Annotated in this window: 16 protein-coding genes and 4 pseudogenes; 10 read left to right on the top strand and 10 right to left on the bottom strand. The window is 53.6% G+C overall.

All coding sequences use genetic code 11. The features are described from left to right. From glyS to KTJ90_RS18795, 4 genes and pseudogenes are all read left to right on the top strand, one after another. Positions 1–2,070, top strand: a complete 2,070-nt coding sequence (gene glyS, locus KTJ90_RS18810) for a glycine--tRNA ligase subunit beta (protein WP_039658644.1) — start codon at positions 1–3, stop codon at positions 2,068–2,070. A gap of 100 nt (positions 2,071–2,170) precedes the next feature. After that, positions 2,171–2,879: pseudogene (locus KTJ90_RS18805) on the top strand (polymorphic toxin type 25 domain-containing protein); the annotation flags it as partial. Next, positions 2,866–3,327 (top strand): hypothetical protein, encoded by a 462-nt coding sequence (locus KTJ90_RS18800; protein ID WP_499025716.1) that lies wholly within the window; start codon positions 2,866–2,868, stop codon positions 3,325–3,327. The pseudogene KTJ90_RS18805 and the gene KTJ90_RS18800, both read left to right, overlap by 14 nt. Before the next feature lie 37 nt (positions 3,328–3,364). Continuing rightward, positions 3,365–3,486: pseudogene (locus KTJ90_RS18795) on the top strand (VENN motif pre-toxin domain-containing protein); the annotation flags it as partial. Positions 3,487–4,071: 585 nt separating this feature from the next. On the opposite strand, the pseudogene KTJ90_RS18790 reads toward KTJ90_RS18795, so the two are convergent. After that, a pseudogene (locus KTJ90_RS18790) lies at positions 4,072–4,297 on the bottom strand (SymE family type I addiction module toxin). A gap of 384 nt (positions 4,298–4,681) precedes the next feature. On the opposite strand from KTJ90_RS18790, the gene KTJ90_RS18785 reads away from it, so the two are divergent. After that, a complete protein-coding gene (locus KTJ90_RS18785) occupies positions 4,682–4,966 on the top strand; it encodes a damage-inducible protein J (protein ID WP_033743358.1) in 285 nt (94 codons plus the stop codon). Continuing rightward, positions 4,963–5,262, top strand: a complete 300-nt coding sequence (locus KTJ90_RS18780) for a type II toxin-antitoxin system RelE/ParE family toxin (RefSeq protein ID WP_003849691.1) — start codon at positions 4,963–4,965, stop codon at positions 5,260–5,262. The genes KTJ90_RS18785 and KTJ90_RS18780 overlap by 4 nt, the downstream gene beginning before the upstream one ends. 136 nt (positions 5,263–5,398) lie before the next feature. Here the strand turns inward: KTJ90_RS18780 and KTJ90_RS18775 are convergent, their stop codons facing one another. The 3 genes and pseudogenes from KTJ90_RS18775 to KTJ90_RS18765 all read right to left on the bottom strand — a co-directional run. Further along, entirely contained in the window at positions 5,399–6,010 is a 612-nt protein-coding gene (locus KTJ90_RS18775) for a glutathione S-transferase (RefSeq protein WP_182630220.1), read from the bottom strand. 21 nt (positions 6,011–6,031) lie between these two features. After that, entirely contained in the window at positions 6,032–6,955 is a 924-nt protein-coding gene (fdhE, locus tag KTJ90_RS18770) for a formate dehydrogenase accessory protein FdhE (RefSeq protein ID WP_003849696.1), read from the bottom strand. Then, positions 6,955–7,332: pseudogene (locus KTJ90_RS18765) on the bottom strand (cytochrome b family protein); the annotation flags it as partial. The pseudogene KTJ90_RS18765 and the gene fdhE, both read right to left, overlap by 1 nt. A 286-nt stretch (positions 7,333–7,618) precedes the next feature. On the opposite strand from KTJ90_RS18765, the gene fdhD reads away from it, so the two are divergent. Beyond that, positions 7,619–8,443, top strand: coding sequence for a formate dehydrogenase accessory sulfurtransferase FdhD (gene fdhD / locus KTJ90_RS18760; RefSeq protein ID WP_499025713.1), 825 nt, complete (start codon positions 7,619–7,621; stop codon positions 8,441–8,443). On the opposite strand, the gene KTJ90_RS18755 is transcribed toward fdhD, so the two are convergent. Next, positions 8,440–9,216 (bottom strand): DeoR/GlpR family DNA-binding transcription regulator, encoded by a 777-nt coding sequence (locus KTJ90_RS18755; RefSeq protein ID WP_003849703.1) that lies wholly within the window; start codon positions 9,214–9,216, stop codon positions 8,440–8,442. The genes fdhD and KTJ90_RS18755 overlap by 4 nt on opposite strands. A 207-nt stretch (positions 9,217–9,423) precedes the next feature. Here KTJ90_RS18755 and KTJ90_RS18750 point away from each other — a divergent pair, with 207 nt between their 5' ends. The 3 genes from KTJ90_RS18750 to KTJ90_RS18740 all read left to right on the top strand — a co-directional run bounded on the left by KTJ90_RS18750 (position 9,424) and on the right by KTJ90_RS18740 (position 12,834). Then, the gene (locus KTJ90_RS18750; protein ID WP_187513345.1) at positions 9,424–10,764 is read left to right on the top strand and encodes an aspartate aminotransferase family protein; all 1,341 of its coding nucleotides are present in this window, start codon (positions 9,424–9,426) and stop codon (positions 10,762–10,764) included. A gap of 282 nt (positions 10,765–11,046) precedes the next feature. After that, the gene (gene sodA, locus KTJ90_RS18745; protein ID WP_008926407.1) at positions 11,047–11,664 is read left to right on the top strand and encodes a superoxide dismutase [Mn]; all 618 of its coding nucleotides are present in this window, start codon (positions 11,047–11,049) and stop codon (positions 11,662–11,664) included. Between the two features lie 201 nt (positions 11,665–11,865). After that, positions 11,866–12,834, top strand: coding sequence for a VirK/YbjX family protein (locus KTJ90_RS18740; protein WP_003848028.1), 969 nt, complete (start codon positions 11,866–11,868; stop codon positions 12,832–12,834). Positions 12,835–12,843: 9 nt separating this feature from the next. Here KTJ90_RS18740 and KTJ90_RS18735 read toward each other — a convergent pair whose 3' ends face one another. The 5 genes from KTJ90_RS18735 to KTJ90_RS18715 all read right to left on the bottom strand — a co-directional run bounded on the left by KTJ90_RS18735 (position 12,844) and on the right by KTJ90_RS18715 (position 18,247). Continuing rightward, complete coding sequence (locus KTJ90_RS18735) at positions 12,844–13,206, bottom strand: YibL family ribosome-associated protein (RefSeq protein WP_003848030.1); 363 nt, start codon at positions 13,204–13,206, stop codon at positions 12,844–12,846. A 103-nt stretch (positions 13,207–13,309) separates the two neighbouring features. Next, complete coding sequence (gene mtlR / locus KTJ90_RS18730) at positions 13,310–13,855, bottom strand: mannitol operon repressor MtlR (RefSeq protein ID WP_181162247.1); 546 nt, start codon at positions 13,853–13,855, stop codon at positions 13,310–13,312. 64 nt (positions 13,856–13,919) lie between these two features. Beyond that, entirely contained in the window at positions 13,920–15,068 is a 1,149-nt protein-coding gene (gene mtlD / locus KTJ90_RS18725; protein WP_140916058.1) for a mannitol-1-phosphate 5-dehydrogenase, read from the bottom strand. Positions 15,069–15,163: 95 nt separating this feature from the next. Next, positions 15,164–17,098, bottom strand: a complete 1,935-nt coding sequence (locus tag KTJ90_RS18720) for a PTS mannitol transporter subunit IICBA (protein ID WP_003848039.1) — start codon at positions 17,096–17,098, stop codon at positions 15,164–15,166. 432 nt (positions 17,099–17,530) lie between these two features. After that, on the bottom strand, positions 17,531–18,247 hold the full coding sequence (locus KTJ90_RS18715) for a DUF3053 domain-containing protein (protein WP_008926411.1): 717 nt from the start codon (positions 18,245–18,247) through the stop codon (positions 17,531–17,533). Between the last annotated feature and the right edge of the window lie 137 nt (positions 18,248–18,384).

Raw genomic sequence — 18,384 nt, 5'->3', positions numbered from 1 at the left:
ATGACTGAACAAACCTTCCTGGTGGAGATCGGCACCGAAGAGCTGCCACCAAAAGCCCTGCGCAGCCTGGCAGAAGCCTTTGCCGCGCAGGTCACCGCTGAACTGGATGCCGCCAACCTGAGCCACGGCGAGGTCAGCTGGTTTGCTGCACCGCGTCGTCTGGCACTGAAAGTGGCAAACCTGAGCGCCTCACAACCCGATCGGGAAGTCGAGAAGCGCGGTCCGGCTGTTTCCGCAGCGTTTGATGCTGATGGCAACGCCACCAAAGCCGCCGAAGGCTGGGCGCGTGGTAACGGCATTACTGTCGATCAGGCTGAACGCCTTGCCACCGATAAAGGCGAATGGCTGGTTTACCGCGCTCAGGTCAAAGGCGAAGCCGCTCAGGCGCTGCTCCCTGCGATGATTGCGACCGCACTCAGCAAGCTGCCAGTGCCCAAACTGATGCGCTGGGGCGACAGCGATGTGCAATTCGTTCGTCCGGTTCACACTGTGACGATGCTGCTGGGCGATGAACTGATCCCTGGCACCATTCTGGGCATTAAGTCAGACCGGGTTATTCGTGGTCACCGCTTTATGGGTGAAAGCGAAATCACGCTCGACAACGCCGATCAGTACCCTGATGTGCTGGAAAAACGCGGCCAGGTCATTGCAGACTATCAGGTTCGCAAAGCGATGATTAAAGCCGATGCAGAAGCAGCCGCACGTCGCTTAGGCGGCAACGCCGATATCAGTGACAGCCTGCTGGAAGAGGTGACGTCGCTGGTGGAGTGGCCGGTGGTCCTGACCGCGACCTTTGAAGAGAAATTCCTCAAAGTGCCTGCGGAAGCACTGGTCTACACCATGAAAGGCGATCAGAAATATTTCCCGGTGTATGACAATGACGGCAATCTGATGCCGAACTTCATTTTCGTCACCAACATCGAGTCCAGCGAACCACGCCAGATCATCTCCGGCAACGAAAAAGTGGTACGTCCACGCCTGGCCGATGCGGAGTTCTTCTTTAACACCGACCGCAAAAAGCGTCTGGAAGATCATCTGCCGCGTCTGGAAACCGTCCTGTTCCAGAAAGAGCTGGGCACGCTGCGCGATAAAACCGACCGCATTCAGGCTCTGGCGGGCTGGATTGCCGGTGAAATTGGCGCCGATGTGAATCACGCCACCCGCGCAGGCCTGCTGTCGAAGTGTGACCTGATGACCAACATGGTCTTCGAGTTCACCGACACGCAGGGCGTGATGGGCATGCACTATGCGCGTCACGACGGCGAAGCAGAAGATGTGGCGGTCGCGCTGAACGAGCAGTACCAGCCGCGCTTTGCCGGTGATGATCTGCCGTCAAGCCCGGTTGCCTGTGCGCTGGCGATTGCTGACAAAATGGATACGCTGGCCGGTATTTTTGGCATCGGTCAGCATCCAAAAGGCGACAAAGATCCGTTCGCACTGCGTCGTGCGGCGCTGGGCGTGCTGCGTATCATCGTTGAGAAAAACCTGCCGCTCGATCTGCAAACGCTGACTGAAGAAGCGGTGCGTCTGTATGGCAGCAAGCTGAGCAACGCCCGCGTGGTCGATGATGTGATCGACTTTATGCTGGGTCGCTTCCGCACCTGGTATCAGGAAGAGGGTCACAGCATCGACACGCTGCAGGCCGTTCTGGCGCGTCGTCCGACCCGTCCGGCTGACTTTGATGCACGCATGAAAGCGGTGTCGCACTTCCGTACGCTGGAAGCAGCCTCAGCACTGGCGGCGGCGAACAAGCGCGTCTCTAACATTCTGGCGAAATCGACTGAAACGCTGAATGAGAGCGTGCAGGCGTCGCTGCTGAAAGAGAACGAAGAGATCCAGCTGGCGACCTTTGTCACCGCGCTGAGCAGCAAGCTGCAGCCTTACTTCGCGGAAGGCCGCTATCAGGATGCGCTGGTCGAACTGGCTCAGCTGCGTACTGCGGTAGATAACTTCTTCGATAAAGTGATGGTTAACGCCGACGATCAGGCGGTGCGGGTCAATCGCCTGACGCTGCTGTCAAAACTGCGAGAGCTGTTCCTGCAGGTCGCGGATATCTCGCTGCTGCAGTAATGTGATTAGCGGTGCGGAAAAGGGACGAGCAATCGTCCCTTTTTTTTATGGAATTTTTTGGGCCGGGATAGCCTGAGTATACGTATGCTTTTTCGTAAATCCGGGGGTTAAGCGTGACGACCTGAGCGAAGAGCAGCGGCAGACGATCAGCGCTCTGGGGACGCTGGCGGCGGGACTTGCGGGTGGAGTCGTGGGTGACAGTACGGCGGATGTTGTGGCGGGTGCTCAGGCGGGGGAAAATGCGATTGAGAATAACTCGCTCAATGATGGCTGGAACAGCATGTTGTCATCAGGAACAAATGATTACGGACTGACCGTAGGCTCGTGGAATCAGTATGGCAAGGACAATAATCTGACACCAGAAAAAATTCAGGAAGGGATGAATCATATTGCTATTGGTGAAGGGCCTTCCTGGGGGACTGAATATAAGGTTAAACCTAATGGAAAAGTTGAAGTTTCAGGTGGCGTGGGACTTGCTTTGAAAAGAGGATATGAGATTAATAATGATTACTTCTCTATTTCTACAGGATACACTAAAGAATTTGGTATTAAGGCTGGAGCTTCAATCGGTATTGACTTTGGTCCATATTTCCCGGGATTGTTTGGAGACTTAAATCGTGATTATTCAACTAGCGTCGGTTTTGGTCCCGGTTCTGTAGGAAATGTCTGGCGGGAAAGATGGCATTGGTATTTCGTTTTCTACTGGACTGGGAATTGGTTTTACAGGTTCTGCTATTGATTCCTATGATAAAAAAATAGATATGAACGGTGACTCCACTAAGGAAATATACCGCTATGATTTCGAATGATATTATTTTCAATGTTTCATCCTTTATGTTGTTATGTTTTTTATTGTTATGGGGTGGTTGTTTTTTTATTTTTGTCTATAAAAATCTTGGTGGCGCTAAGGTAGGTAAGGACTCCATGCTTTATTTCAATTATATGTTTTTTAAACGGGATGCTTTATCAAACTTTGCATTGGTTTTTCTTGTTCTTGGATATATGTCTGCAGCGATAGCGGAGTATCGAAGTGGGGCGGATGAATTATTGTTAATGTCTAATTTTTCCGGAGGACTTGCATTTTTTCTTTTTGCATTGTACGGGAAGTATCTCCACCAAGGATTTACTGATGATAAAAGCCCCTTTTATTTCATAAAGGTTTTTTTGACAAAAACAGATCTATCCTTTGGCTCGATTTTTCTCTGGCTATCAAGACTGGCTTATACAGCATGGTTAATTGTAGTTCTTTGCAATTAAAAAGTAATCTTGCATTAGTTGCACTACACTATATTCCTGCCGGAATAAGGTCGCAGAGCAGTTGCTGGAAATCGGGGTAAAAGCAGGGCCTGCCGGACTGGCCATTAAAGATGTAGCTGATAAAATGCCCTCCAATGACTGGAGCGTCTTGTCACCCTGTAGATAATGGATAACGATGAGATTATTGGGAAGTATCTGAGTTCGTTGCAGGATTAGTATGCCCATTTAAATACTGGTGGTGCTCAACTTGCAGGCACAGAAAACATTGGCAAACTGGTAAATCCAGTTCAGGATGAAAATAAAGGGACGTCGTTAGTTACGCCAGCTAGATCTGGTGAGCAAGTAGCAAGCCATACGGAGAATATTGAAGGCGCGCTGAATACGGATGGAAGTATTACGGAAACACCGATTGCGGAGCAGAATACGGCTGATCTGGCTTATTTATTTGAAGACAGTAAATATGTTCCTGGCCCTGAAGATGCTATAGGCGGCTGGAGAACACCAATGGATTTAAGTGATTCTAAAGTTCAATATTTCTTTAATAAATCAATTCAATTAGGTGAGCAGCGTTAAGTTGGAATGATTTTTTTGCATCTTTCTTTAAATCTGGATAGGTCGGTGGCCTTATCCTGGGTATCAGAATCTGTATAAAAATGTGGTTAAAGAAAAGAAAAAAGCAGAAATTCCCACCTGAATAAACACTCAATCCCGGCCTTTAAATGCCGGGATTTTTTTACCTGCCGATCACTCCTTAGCCAGCCGGATAATCAGTTGGCCCTGTTCGGCGATAATGCTGACTGGCTGGCTGACTGGCTGACTGGCCTTTGACGAATCCCCACTGCTCCAGCCATCGTCCTTTGATGGTCAGTTGAGGTAATGGATTCGGTCTGCCGCCGTTGGGGCGGTAACCGACGACGGTTTTACGTGCTTGGGGTACAGCGGGTTCTGACGTAGAATCTCTTCCAGCCATAATTAACTCCGATTCAGTTAGTTGTGGTCAGCGGGCTGTTGGTGTTCCACCACCTTCAGTCCGCGCTAAAAATCTCTCGTTACGTTCTTCCTTTACTGTTTTCTTCTGTTCACATATATATCGTCTGCTTCGTAAGTCTGCTGAACGCTAAGTAATAGATTGCGAGGCGTCTCTGGCAAACGAATTGTTTTTCACTTTGCCATTTCGTTTACATCTTCTTCTCAATATTCTTTTCAGCAACTGCAATCAGCCGCTTATTCATAATAGCGTGGTGATTTTCGGCATCACTATTGTCGGCATCACTATAAGAGTGGAATGGGGATGACAGAGAAAGGGATGACAGGCATGATGACAACACAAATGACACCACACGAGAGTCCGGCCATGAGCACTATCCACTTCAGAATCGATGACGACGTTAAACGACTCGCCATGCGGGCAGCCGAGCGCCAGAAGAAGACGCTGACTGAGGTTATGCGTCAGCGAGCGGAAGAGCTGGCTGCTGAAGAGCGGCAATATCAGGAGGGTAAACATGATGCATGGCTGGAAGAGCAAATAACGGCGGCGTTCAGTCGTTATGATGCCGGTGAAAGTGAGTTCATCAGTAACGATGAAATGAATGCCCGCATGGAAGAGCTGAAAGCGCAGGCCGCGCGGGGAACATTGTGATATCAGCCGTTCAATGGGAAAAACAGGCGCAGGCGGACAGGGAGACGATATTTCGTTATCTGTATCGTGAGGCTGGCGTACGGGTAGCCAGTGCAACAGACGTTAAGTTTATCCGTATGGCCAGTCTGCTTAGCGAAAACCCCCTGGCGGGCACTAAAGTCAGCACAGAAAAACAGCGTAAGCTGGCAGTCCCACGCTTTCCCTTTATCATTCTCTATGTGGCTGAAACAGATGGGGTTCGTATTCTGCGTATACTGCATACATCCCGAAAAATAACAGGCCGCTATCAAAGATAGTCAGCCAGTTACTTATGCATCAGGAAGTCAGATATAAGGACGTCCTCAGGAAGAAAGGTGCGCTTCAGAGCTGGATTAGACAATTAGCCCCAAAACCGCACCTTTGAATCCAGCCACCTGCCAGCTACAGCACCCATCACGCCGCAGGCGGCGTTGTCCGCGCAAAGCTCTCGCGCTGAAACAGCGTTTCCGCCAGCTTCACCAGCGCCGGTCGTTCGACACACCAGTTTGGCACCACGCGGCGGAAATTGAGATAGCCGATCATGCAGCCGGTGGCGATATCCGCCAGATTGAGCTGGCCGTTGTTCAGCCATTTTCCTTCAGCGGCCACGGCTTCCAGCATGTCGAGGCTGCGCTTAATCTTTTCACGGTTACGCAGCAGGACCTCTTCGGACTGCAAATTACCCGGACGCATCTGCTCGCGAACAATCACCAGCGCAGCATCGCTGACGCCATCTGCCAGCTTCTCCAGCTGACGGATGTTGAGCGACTTAAGCGGATCGGCAGGCAACAGGGCCGGCTCCTCACCGCGCAGTTCCAGAAATTCTGCGATTATGCTGGAGTCGAACCAGATTTGCTTATCGTCAGCGACCAGCGCCGGAACTTTGCCCAGCGGATTGTAGTGCGGCACGTGACTGTCATCGCTGTAAGGCGATGCATTAACGAATTCAAACGTGATGCCTTTTTCCAGCAGGATAATCGAAATCTTACGCACAAACGGGCTGGTATAGCTGCCAATCAGTTTCATCAGGTTCTCCGGATTCAGTGACTATTCGCCAGGAAACATAAAAGGATTGAGACTGCTGCGCGCGAAGCCTTCCTGCTCCATTTTTGCATCCAGTATCAGCGACGCCAGGTCATCGGCCACCGGTTCAATGGCCGGATCGTTCTCCTGATAGAGCATCTTCAGATAGGTGCCGCAGTCGCCACAGCTTTCCGCCTTCACGGCTGCTTTCTCGCTGCTGAGCGACCAGTAGTGCAGGTCACGGGACTGTTCGCACTGGGTACATTTGCTGCCCACGACATGCCATTCACTTTCGCACAGATTGCAGTGCAGATAACGCGCGCTTTCATGACTGCCCATATGAACGATGCTGGCGACCGGCATACTGGCGCAGACCGGACAGAACTGACGCTGATTACCCATTTCAGCGTGTGCCTTACCGGGTATCAGGGCTGCCATCTGCGCCCAGTAGAGCGAGAGTGCCGCCCAGATAAAAGGCGCTTTATCGTTGCTCACCTGTGCATACTCGCCGGTAAACAGCGCACCGGCCAGTGTCTCCAGCTCTGTGGCTGAGGCCTTCTCCAGATTCTCCAGCACCGCCAGCGCCTGACCGCTCATCTCCGGCTTCAGCTCAGCAATCAGCGAGTGCAGCAGCCGTTGCCAGTGTGGATCGCGCGGCAGAGTATGGATGTTCAGCGGTGGCTTGCCCTCGCTGGCGCTCTGCGTCAGTCGGGCATGCAGATCGAGATGCAGAGGATGGTCATACAGCACAATTTCCTGCGCTTCAGCGATCACCGCCGCAAAGCGCAGATAATCGCCGAGTGGATTTTTCGCCGCAAGATCGCGCAGTCGCGCGGCACGACGGCTGTATAAATTTTTCAACCGTGGAAAAAGTAACGGCGGAATCATCTCCTCCGTTGTTTTTTCGCCTTTCTCCAGCGGATCCTGCGGGATTATACGAATACTCATCAGGGGCGTTTTTCCTGTTTTATTGGCGAATTACGCCGCTCACGATATCCACAAGGATAATGCTGTCTGGCTCATTAAGAGCATATTCAGCTTTCTACCCTCGCGGCCAGTGTGCCTCTGACCCATAATGCGGCATAAGCGGGCACCATAATCACGATGATCAGCGTCACTGCCGAAACAGAATGCACAATCAGTGCCAGCCGACTCAGCGGAATGACAAAGGCATCTGAAAAGTACGGTCCCCGGATCACAATGCCGCTGGCAGGCGGCAGTACTAAGCTGATGATAGCAGTCCAGAACAGACTCTTCTGACCAAAGTTCTTTTTACGGGTGTCTCCTGCCTCTTTATTCACTGTAATCTGATGAATCTCTCTGGCCCGTTAAAGGGTAAGGCGACGGATTGGCATGTGTTTCGGGTTCCCCAAAACATCCGCATTAACACCCCAGTGATTTGCAGATTTTCCCGGCGTTAACACATGAAAAAGACCTTTTCTCATGGGGCCGCCAGCAGGCAGGGCGACAGTTATTTTCACTGAAGAAACCGCATCAATTGCCTCGCTGTTTATTTGCGCTCTCGGGGGCTAAAAGGCAGAATCAGGGCGCGTCTATGCTCTGCATTACCGGGCACCGAATGAGATCATCTCTTAACAACAGGTCATATTTTTGAAAGCTATCCAGCCTTATTCAGGCGAAGATTTAACAATTCAAACCGGCGTTAGCAGGACGCAGGTGTGGCAGCGCGCCAGTCTGACCGATGCTCAGGATGACTGGCTGGCAGACGAAGTTCCGGTGGCGCTGGTCTATAACGGTATATCACACGTGGTGATGATGACCACGCCCAAAGACCTGGAGGCTTTTGCGCTGGGCTTTTCGCTATCAGAGGGCATTATCGACGCACCTGGCGACATTTTCGGCATGGATATTGTGCCGGGCTGTCACGGTATTGAGGTGCAGATTGAGCTGTCCAGCCGCCGCTTTATGGCGCTGAAAGAGCAGCGTCGCGCGCTGGCAGGCCGGACCGGCTGCGGCGTGTGCGGTGTTGAACAGCTGGACCAGATTGGCAAGCCGCTCTCTCCGCTGCCGTTTACCCAGACCTTCGCGCTGGACCACCTGGATCGGGCGCTGGGCCAGCTGAAAGATTATCAGCCGGTCGGACAGAAAACGGGCTGCACCCATGCTGCTGCGTGGATCCAGCCTGATGGTCAACTGGCGGGTGGCTGTGAAGATGTGGGGCGCCATGTGGCACTGGATAAGTTGCTGGGTTATCGCAGTCAGGCTGCGTGGGGACCGGGCGCGGTGCTGGTCTCCAGCCGCGCCAGCTATGAAATGGTGCAGAAGTCTGCCATGTGCGGCGTAGAGATCCTGTTTGCGGTCTCGGCGGCGACCCGCCTGGCGGTTGAGGTGGCTGAGCGCTGCAACCTGACGCTGGTCGGATTCAGTAAACCTGGCCGTGCCACGGTCTACAGCCATCCTCAGCGACTGCGTTAAACCACCATTACCGCTGGCAATGTCTGCTGCAACGCCTCAAGGGCGGCACCGTTGTCGCCGCCACTGTCAGTAATCAGCAGGGAGATCGCCTGCGGCGGCGCGTAAACCGTGCGGCTGACCACGCCGAGTTTGGTGTGATCGGCCAGCAGATAGCAGGCAGCGGATTGCTGCACCATTGCTCTGGCGATAGCCGCTTCGTGCGGGTGAAAACTGCTGCCACCGCACTCTGCGTCAATCCCCACGGGCGACAGCAGCGCGACATCGGCTCGGTAGCGGATAATCTCGCCAACGGTGATTTCGCCGCGCGTCTGTTGCGCACCCGCCGACATCGTCCCACCCAGCAAAATAATCTGATTATTCAACGGCTGGTTTTCTTCTCCAGCGCTCAGTGCCAGCGCGGCCTGCAGGCTGTTGGTCACTATCGTCAGGCCGGAAAGGGCGTGTAACTCCTCTGCCAGCAGCGTGGTGGTGCTGCCCGCATCAAGAAACAGCGTCTGTCCGGGCTGCAGCAATTGCGCAGCGGCGCGGGCGATTGCGCGTTTCTCCCGGGTCTGGGTGCTGCGACGTTCCGTGAGCGGCGGTTCAGCCTGGGTTTCAATGGCCACCAGGCCACCGTGGACGCGGCGTGCCAGACCCAGCGCTTCCATCTCAATGATGTCGCGGCGCGCGGTTTCGCGTGATACCCCCAGCTCCCTGATAATGCGCTCGGTACTGACCTGGTTTAGCCGGGTCAGTAAGGCACGGATGCGATGAAGGCGCGTTTCCTGCAGCATAGAGAAATCCTTATAAAGCGCGAAGAGCATGGATGATACGCCAGTGACGCGAAAGATTCTGTCTGGATCAGAGAGCAAGCTTAGCGCGGCGGCTTGACGGCGTCATGTGTATTTTATTGCTTTTGTGTATTTTGTTGCATTTTGGATTCAGGCAGGCATGATACAGGAGTCCGCTCTTCTTCCTTCATCCTTGTAACGGGAGTCAATATGGCCACGCGTTCCACCATTATGGATACCAACAGTTTTCGTGCTGAACATGCCGATGCGCTCGACAGTGACACACGCAAACTGACCGATAAACGCAGCAAAGTGCTTGGCGAATCCTATCGCCTGTTCTATCGCAAACCGGTTCATCTGGTGCGGGGTGAAGGGCAATATCTGTGGGACGCATCGGGCGATAAATATCTCGACGTTTACAACAACGTGGCGAGCATTGGTCATTGCCATCCGGCCGTGATTGAGGCGGTGACGCAGCAGATGAAAATGCTGAACACCCACACGCGTTACCTGCATGAAAAGATTCTGGATTACAGTGAAGCGCTGCTGGCAACGACACCTGCGGCGATCGATCGCGCGATGTACATGTGCACCGGATCGGAAGCCAACGATCTGGCGATTCGCGTGGCGCGCGCGTTCAGCGGCGGTACCGGAATTATCGTCAGTAAAGAGGCCTATCACGGCACCAGTGAGCTGACCTCCGGCGCGTCTCCGGCACTGGGCAGTGGACAGCCACTGGCACCGACCACGCGGCTGGTGATGCCGCCAGATGCCTACCGTGTGGATGCGCCCGACTTGGGTGACTGGTTCGCAGACCAGATTCAGCAGCAGATTGATGACATGGCGGCGCACGGCATTAAATTTGCCGGTTTCCTGGCGGACTCGATTTTCTCCTCGGACGGCGTTCTGCCCAATCCACGCGGCTTCCTGAAAAAAGCGATTGAGGTGGTGCATGCCAACGGCGGCATTTTTATTGCCGACGAAGTTCAGCCTGGCTTTGGCCGAACTGGCGACGCGTTCTGGGGCTTTGGTCGCCACGATGTGGTGCCTGATGTGATTACCACTGGCAAGCCGATGGGCAATGGCATTCCGGTTTCCGGACTGCTGGCAAAAAGTGATGTGCTGGCAGCCTTCAGCGATTCGATTCCCTACTTCAATACCTTTGGGGGGAATCCGGTCGCGATGGCGGCGGCGCAGGCGGTGCTGAACGTGATTACCGAAGAGGGATTACAGGAACACAGCCGCGTGGTCGGCGCGAAGCTTCTGGCTGAGCTGCGAACCCTGATGGATCGCTATGAGTGTGTGGGGGATGTGCGCGGTGCCGGACTGTTTATCGGCTTTGAACTGGTCACCGATCGTCACAGCAAAACGCCGGACAAAACGCTGGCGCTGGATTTGATTGAGAAGCTTCGTGAACATCGTGTGCTCACCTCGGTCGCCGGTCCGTATGGGAATGTGCTGAAACTGCGTCCACCACTGGCTTTCCAGGAGAGCGATATCGACTGGCTGGTTGGCGCACTCGACAGCGCCCTGCGCGAGCTGGGTCAGTAACGCGCAGAGCAGGGCCGACGCGGCGTTCAGGCGGGAGGCGTGCTGGCTGATAGCCTGGCATCAGCGTGCTGCTCTCCCTGCCTGGCACGTCTGAAAAGGCAGAGCCAGCATCAGCACACTGTAAAAACAACGGGTTGCTAATGCCGGCTTTCGCAAATCCTTATGGTTAATAGGGCATTGATTACCCTTTTACGCTACATGAATTTAACTATAATGATTCGACTGCTTACGCGGCACGTCCCGAATTCGTCGTGCTGCTCAAACTAAATGGAGAGGAAGAACATGAGTTATTCACTGCCATCCCTGCCTTACGCATACGACGCACTGGAACCGCATTTCGACAAGCAGACGATGGAGATCCATCACACCAAACACCACCAGACCTATGTGAACAACGCTAACGCCGCGCTGGAAGGTACTGAATTTGCTAATCTGCCGGTAGAAGAGCTGATCACCAAACTGGATCAGCTGCCAGCAGACAAAAAAGGCCCACTGCGTAACAACGCAGGCGGTCACGCTAACCACAGCCTGTTCTGGAAAGGCCTGAAAACCGGTACCACGCTGCAGGGTGACCTGAAAGCGGCTATCGAGAAAGATTTCGGTAGCGTGGAAAAATTCCAGGAAGAGTTCGAGAAAGCCGCTGCGACCCGTTTCGGTTCTGGCTGGGCATGGCTGGTTAAGAAAGGCGACAAACTGGCTGTGGTTTCTACCGCAAACCAGGATAACCCGCTGATGGGTGAAGCGGTTGCCGGCGTTTCTGGCTTCCCGATCATCGGTCTGGATGTGTGGGAACACGCTTACTATCTGAAGTATCAGAACAAGCGTCCTGACTACATCAAAGCGTTCTGGAACGTGGTTAACTGGGACGAAGCGGCAGCCCGCTTCGCTGCTGCTCAGTAAGTTAACAAAGCGTAAACGCAATGAAGATAAACCGGTGAAATTTATTTCGCCGGTTTTTTTTATCTCTATTTTGTGTATTCCAGATTCGGACCCGAAGTCATCAGATATGAGTTTTAATGTTATTCCGCATTAACCTGCCGTTGATATTGACTATGTTATTTTCAGTGACATTCTTGTTTAACTCATTGTGTGTCGCTGACTATGTCAATTATAACTACTCAGGAAAATACGACCGAATCCTCTGCTTCTCTTTTTTTTCAGTTAATTAGCGGGAAATATGTTCCGGATAAACTCTGGAAAAGTAAACGTTTCCGCCTGAAATTTGTGTTAAGAACCTTAATATCGCCACTGACGACGCTGCATTATCTGCACGCGTTGTCGCATTTACCGCAACTCCCGCTGCTGATGAGCACGCAGGGATTGTTGCCCGCTAAGCTGCACCGGCCCTATCTGCGTTCAGGACTGAGCATTGCAGCACGTGCGCAGGCGATACTTGATCATTACAGCCTGATGAATAATCTGGAAAATCCTATGCTGCGCCAGCTGTTGCAAAGCGCTACGGATAATCCACTGGCCACACTGACCGGTAAAAATGGCGAAAACTTTATCCTCTCGTGCAGCTCTGGTTATTTCGACCGGGAAGGGGAAGTGACACTGGTATTGCGTTATAACGACGAAATTATTGCGTCGCTCTCATTTTCTATTCTCAACGAAAATAGCCAGCGCACCCTGTTAATTGGTGGACTACAGGGGCCGCGGAAACATATCAATAATGAGATGATCCGCGAGGCGACCAAAGCGGCTCACGGTCTCTTTCCAAAGCGGCTGTTAATGGAAGCGGTATTTATTGTTGCGAAGCAGTGCGGTGTGGAAAATATTCTGGCGGTAGGTGATGAGACACATGTCTTCCGCAGTCTGCGTTATCGCCATAGCAAAGGGGATAAGTTCTTTGCCAGCTACAGTGAATTCTGGCTGTCGCTGAGCGGTGAAGCGCGCAAAGATGGGATGTTTACTCTGCCGCTGAGCCTGCCGCGCAAGACACTGGAGGAGATCGCCAGTAAGAAGCGGGCAGAGTATCGCCGTCGCTATGAACTGCTGGATGCGCTGGCGGAGCAGGTGTACGCCGCCGCTGGCGAACGCAAAGCCGATGTCGATCAGGCAGCTGCCTGATCGACTCCGTCAGAATGCGGTTTTAGCGAAGCCGGTCATCGCTGTCAGACCCATCTCACGTCCCAGCGCGGTCATTGGATGCACCACCACCAGGCCGCGCACGCTTTTTTTCAGCGCGCCCAGATTTGCCTGCTCTTTCTTGGTAATTTCGCGGCTGAAGCCCATTTTCTGCAGCTTCTGCGCTTCGGCACTGAGTTTTTCAACCCGCTGACCGCGCAGGCGCTCAATCTCAATGACCAGCGCTTCTTTCTCTTTCAGCAACGCGCCCAGTTTCTCGACATCACCCGATTCAAGTAGCTGCGGTTCTTTGCGGTTCAATGCGTCCAGCTTATCGCTGAGAAGTTTGATTTCGTTCTTTTCTTGCTCTTTCATGACAACAACTCGTTGAGGAAAACAGGGCAAGGATACACCAAATCTGGCGCATATTCCCGTTCAGGTTAAGACGAAAAAGGCGCCGTGATGGCGCCTGACAGGATCAGCTACCGGACTTTTTAAACGCCTGCTTCATACTGATGCGCGCGATCAGCTCGGTGAGTGACAGGACCATGGTGGAGCGCACCATCTGCAGATAGCGCTGCTGCTGCATACTGCGCAGCTCGGGATCTTCAGTATTAAACACCGGCGCGGGCGGCCAGGCCGTGACACAGTGCAGTTCCCCAAACGGGCCGAGAATCTCGTCGTCAGTAAAACGATAATCGCCGTGGTCGTGATTCAGCTCTTCGCGCAGTGCCAGCAGCAGTTCACCATCTTCATATTCGTGCCGGCTGATGACGCCAAGTCCGTAAATCAGCTTCAGGCGAACCGAGAGTTCGCCCAAAGGGCCATTACCCAGCAGCAGCGGTTCTACGGCATATTTAACCGCATAGTCATCTTTGCGGAACACCTGCAGCACCAGCAGATTGACGGCTTCAGCCAATAGCTCAACGGCGGCGATCAGAAAGCTTCTCACCGAACGACCGGCGTTCAGGCGCTCAAGCACCCGGTTCTCAAAAGCCTGCTTCTCTTCCATTATTGCCTGCATGGGTTCAATACCGCCGTTGGGCGCAGGCGAACTGCGCCCGGCTTGCGTCACTAACACGTGCGCATTATGCCATAGCGTGCCAGGCGCTCACCACAGAAGCCACCACTTCGCTGTCGGCATCCAGTCCTGAAATCTCAGCCAGCGTAGCCTGCGGGCCTTTTTCTGCCAGCAGCGCGGCCAGTTCCTGTGCCTGCGGGTCCTGATCGCTGTGATAGTGCATGGCAGCAGCAATACCCTGCACCAGGCTGGCGTGCGGTAAACCATACTCCATTGTGCCCAGCGTGGGCTTAATCAGGCGATCGCCCGCGCTGAGTTTACGCAGCGGCTGACGGCCTACGCGCTCAACATCATCTTTCAGATAAGGATTTTCAAAACGACCCAGTATTTTCTGGATATAGGCCGCATGTTTTTCCGCGTCAAAACCGTAACGTTTAATCAGTACCGCGCCACTCTCTTCCATTGCGCCTTTCACTACGGCCCGGATTTTTTCATCAAGGATGGCGTCACGAATGGTCTGGTGACCCGCCAGCTGGCCGAGGTAGGCGGTAATGGCGTGACCGGTGTTCAGGGTGAAGAGTTTACGCTCAACAAAGGCCATCAGATTGTCGGTCAGTTCCATGCCAGGAATGGCTGGCAGGTCACCTTTAAACTGGGTTTGATCGACGATCCATTCGCTAAAGGTTTCAACGGTCACTTCCAGTGGATCGGTGCTGCCTGCTTCAGAAGGGGGCACGATGCGATCGACAGCGGAATCCACAAAGCCGACATGCTCTTCCAGCCAGGCGTGATACTGCGCCGGCAGCGCCTTCAGCACATGCTGTTTTAGCTGGCTGGTGCCGCGCACCATATTCTCACAGGCGATGATATTTAATGGACGGGTGTTACCGTTGTCGCTGCGTTTTGCCAGACCTTTTGCCACACTGGCGGCAATACGCTCCAGAATCTGCGGACCCACGGCGGTGGTAACAAGATCGACGTCAGAGACCAGGGTGATGATCTCATCGCTGGTGCTGTTTACGGCACTGACGCCTTTAACGGTTTCCACTTTGGCCTGTTCGCCAACCACATGAACGGGATACTCATGACGCGCGTTCAGTGCATCCAGCACCGTCTGATTCACATCAGCAAAAACCAGTTCGATACCTGCATCAGCCAGTAATTTGCCGATAAAGCCGCGACCAATGTTTCCTGCTCCGAAATGTAACGCTTTCATAATTTTTGACCCATATCAAATGACGATGGGGCGGGCAAACCCGCCCCAGGAAATCGGGACGGGCATGACCGCCCCAGGGAAAGAATTGCTCTGAATTACGCGACGGCAGGCTTGCCTGACAGCAGATCCAGCACTTCCTGCACGCGGGTGGTGTTCGCCAGCTTCTCAATCACGCTGTCATCATCCAGCGCATTGGTCAGGCTGGTAATCACCTGAATGTGCTCGTTATTACGGGCAGCAATACCAATCACCAGGCGCGCGACGTCGTCTGGCTCTTCGCCAAACAGGACGCCTGCCGGATACTGACAGAACACCACGCCAGTTTTCAGCACGCGATCTTTCGCTTCAACGGTCCCGTGCGGCACCGCAATCGACTCACCGAGGTAGGTCGGCGTCAGTTTTTCACGCGCCAGCATCGCGTCAACATATTCTGGCTCTACATAACCGCCTTTCACCAGCTGTTCACCAGCAAAACGAATCGCCTGTTCTTTGTTGCTGGCGGTCAGGCCGAGGAAGACGTTATCTGCACCCAGTTTAAACAGGTGTGCGTTGCCTTCATCGTAACTGTCAGAGAGCGCAGTGGTGACCGTTTGACGATGCACGTCGCTGCGATTAGCGGCAACCAGACGTTCGGTCAGCGTGCTGTAGAGCGCACTGTCGAGGAAGTTATTCAGCGAGATGTGCTGCGCATGCGGAGCCTGGCGAATAGCACGCTCTGTCAGATCACGATGGGTAATCACCAGATCGACATCGCCTGGCAGGGCATTGATCGCGGTATTCGTCACCGACACATTGCTCAGACCTGCATCCTGCACTTTCTTACGCAGAACACCTGCACCCATGGCGCTTGAGCCCATACCGGCATCACAGGCGACGATAATTTTGCGCACGTGATGCAGCTCGACGCTCATCGCATCGCTGGCGACGGGTGCACCCGCCACGCTCTGGCCTTTCGACTGCGCTTTCATCTCATGCATGCGCTGAGTCGCGGCTTCGATATCGTCATCTTCTTTAACCTTGCTGGTTTTCAGCAGGATAGCGGAAACTACGAAGGAGACGGCGAAAGCGGCAGCAATGGCAGCGATGTTCGCAAAGTAGGCACCCTTTGGTGTCATCGCCAGCACCGCCAGGATTGAACCCGGTGAAGCAGGCGAGACCAGGCCACCGTTCAGCACGGTCAGTGTGAAGACACCCGTCATGCCTCCCAGGATGACCGCCAGCAGCAGGCGAGGCGCCATCAGCACATACGGGAAGTAGATCTCATGGATGCCGCCAAGGAAGTGGATAATTGCCGCACCGCCTGCAGACTGTTTAGCACTACCACGACCAAAGAACATGTAGGCCATCAGCACGCCCATACCCGGACCCGGGTTGGCTTCGATCAGGAAGAAGATCGACTTGCCCGCCTCACTGGCTTGCTGGATACCCAGCGGTGAGAAGATCCCGTGGTTGATGGCGTTGTTCAGGAACAGGATTTTTGCCGGTTCCACGAAGATTGAGGTCAGCGGCAGCAGGTTGTTCTGCACCATCAGATTCACGCCTGCGGCGAGAATGTGTGACAGACCTTCTACCAGCGGACCAATCGCCAGGAACGCCAGCAGTGCCAGAATCATCCCGATAATACCGGCCGAGAAGTTGTTAACCAGCATCTCGAAGCCGCTTTTGATTTTGCCGTCAATCGCCCGGTCAAACGACTTAATTGCCCAGCCGCCCAGTGGACCGGCAATCATTGCACCGAGGAACATCGGCATATCCGCACCGACAATCACACCCATTGTCGTAATTGCACCGACCACACCGCCACGATCGCCGCCCACCAGACGCCCACCGGTAAAACCGATCAGCAGTGGCAGCAGGTAGGTGATCATTGGGCCAACCAGTTTGGCCAGCGTTTCGTTCGGGATCCAGCCAGTTGGAATAAACAGCGCGGTGATGATACCCCAGGCGATGAACGCCCCGATGTTTGGCATCACCATATTACTCAGAAAGCGACCAAAGCTCTGTACTTTGACCTTCACTGATGAGGACATAAACCCACCCCTTATTGAGACGCGCTGCAATAGGAGAGCGCGTTTGTTTTTGTTTAGCCACCCCGACTCGCAGCCGGTGGTATTACTGTATGCACGCGGACTCTATCACGCGAATTTGGCACTGCGTAGCACGCGGGAAAAGTGTGATCTATATCACTGATTAAGGGTGGTGGCAGGGGTGATTAGCGTGACATTGATCACATTTTTATAACGGTTACGTGTTGTTTTGCCTGGTTTTTACGCGTGATAGCTGATTATCTGTGAGTTTGATCACACTAAAAGGGCGGGGGTTTGTTATATAAATGTGACTCAGATCACAAACTATTTTTGGTCGAAAATGCGCCAGATCACACTTCATTCGACAGGCTATCGGATGAGATTAGAAAAGGCGTGGAGACGGGCAGGCGACCTACGCCTGCCCATAAAGCAGATTTACTGCAGGCCACCCTGAACGGCCGCTTGTGCCTGAGGAAGCGCCTGTGCATTCGCGGATAACGTGCTCATTATCGCGTTGTATTGTGAAGCCTGATCCTGCGTCGGGAACTGCACGCCGCCATCATTGAAGCTGACGCGGGTACCCTGAGTTTGCAGGAATTCGCCGGTCTGCACGGCAGCCTGGCTCAGCGCCTGAAGTTTAGGCAGCAGCGGAATCAGCTGATTGGCGGGTACCGTCACCACTTTGTTATAGGCGGTGTCGTAGACTTTTTTCAGATCATCCGTCTGCTTTAGGGCCGCTTTGCTGCTGTCCGCCTGCATTTTTGCGCTCTCAATCTGCTGGGTAACAATGACCAGTGCGCTCGTGGCCTGACGCAGGGAATCACGACGGCTGAGATAATCCTGCGGAACGCGAATGGCAGACAGTTCATCCACCACCGGACGCATCCCCTGTTCAACGGCTTTGTTCGCCTGCTGCGAAAAGCCGTACATGATGGCGTAATCGCTGGCGAAGTTGCCAAAGCTTTGCTTCTGGTTTTCGCTGAGGCTAGGGAGATGCTCGCCACTGCGCATCACGGTATTCTGGAGGAAATCAATAAATGCTTTACGCTGCTCGCCTTCTTTGTCACCGCATGCGGTGAGTTGCAGCACGATGAGCGCGCCAGCGAGCATAATGCCGCCGCGTGCCATAAGGCGTGTAAGTCCTGAAGCCATTGGGTCAACTCCTGTCGGTAGTACTGTCTGATGTCCAGGTAGGAATGGCCTAAAGAATAGAACAAACCGCCGTCACGGCACAATGTGAAACCGCCTGTGAAGCAGAGGCTTTCTTAAACGCCGGTGATACAACGGGA

Source organism: Pantoea jilinensis (assembly GCF_019104105.1).
Classification (GTDB): Bacteria; Pseudomonadota; Gammaproteobacteria; order Enterobacterales; family Enterobacteriaceae; genus Pantoea; species Pantoea eucalypti.
Note: the sequence above shows the minus strand (reverse complement) of the source record. Positions and strands in the feature narration are given on the sequence as shown.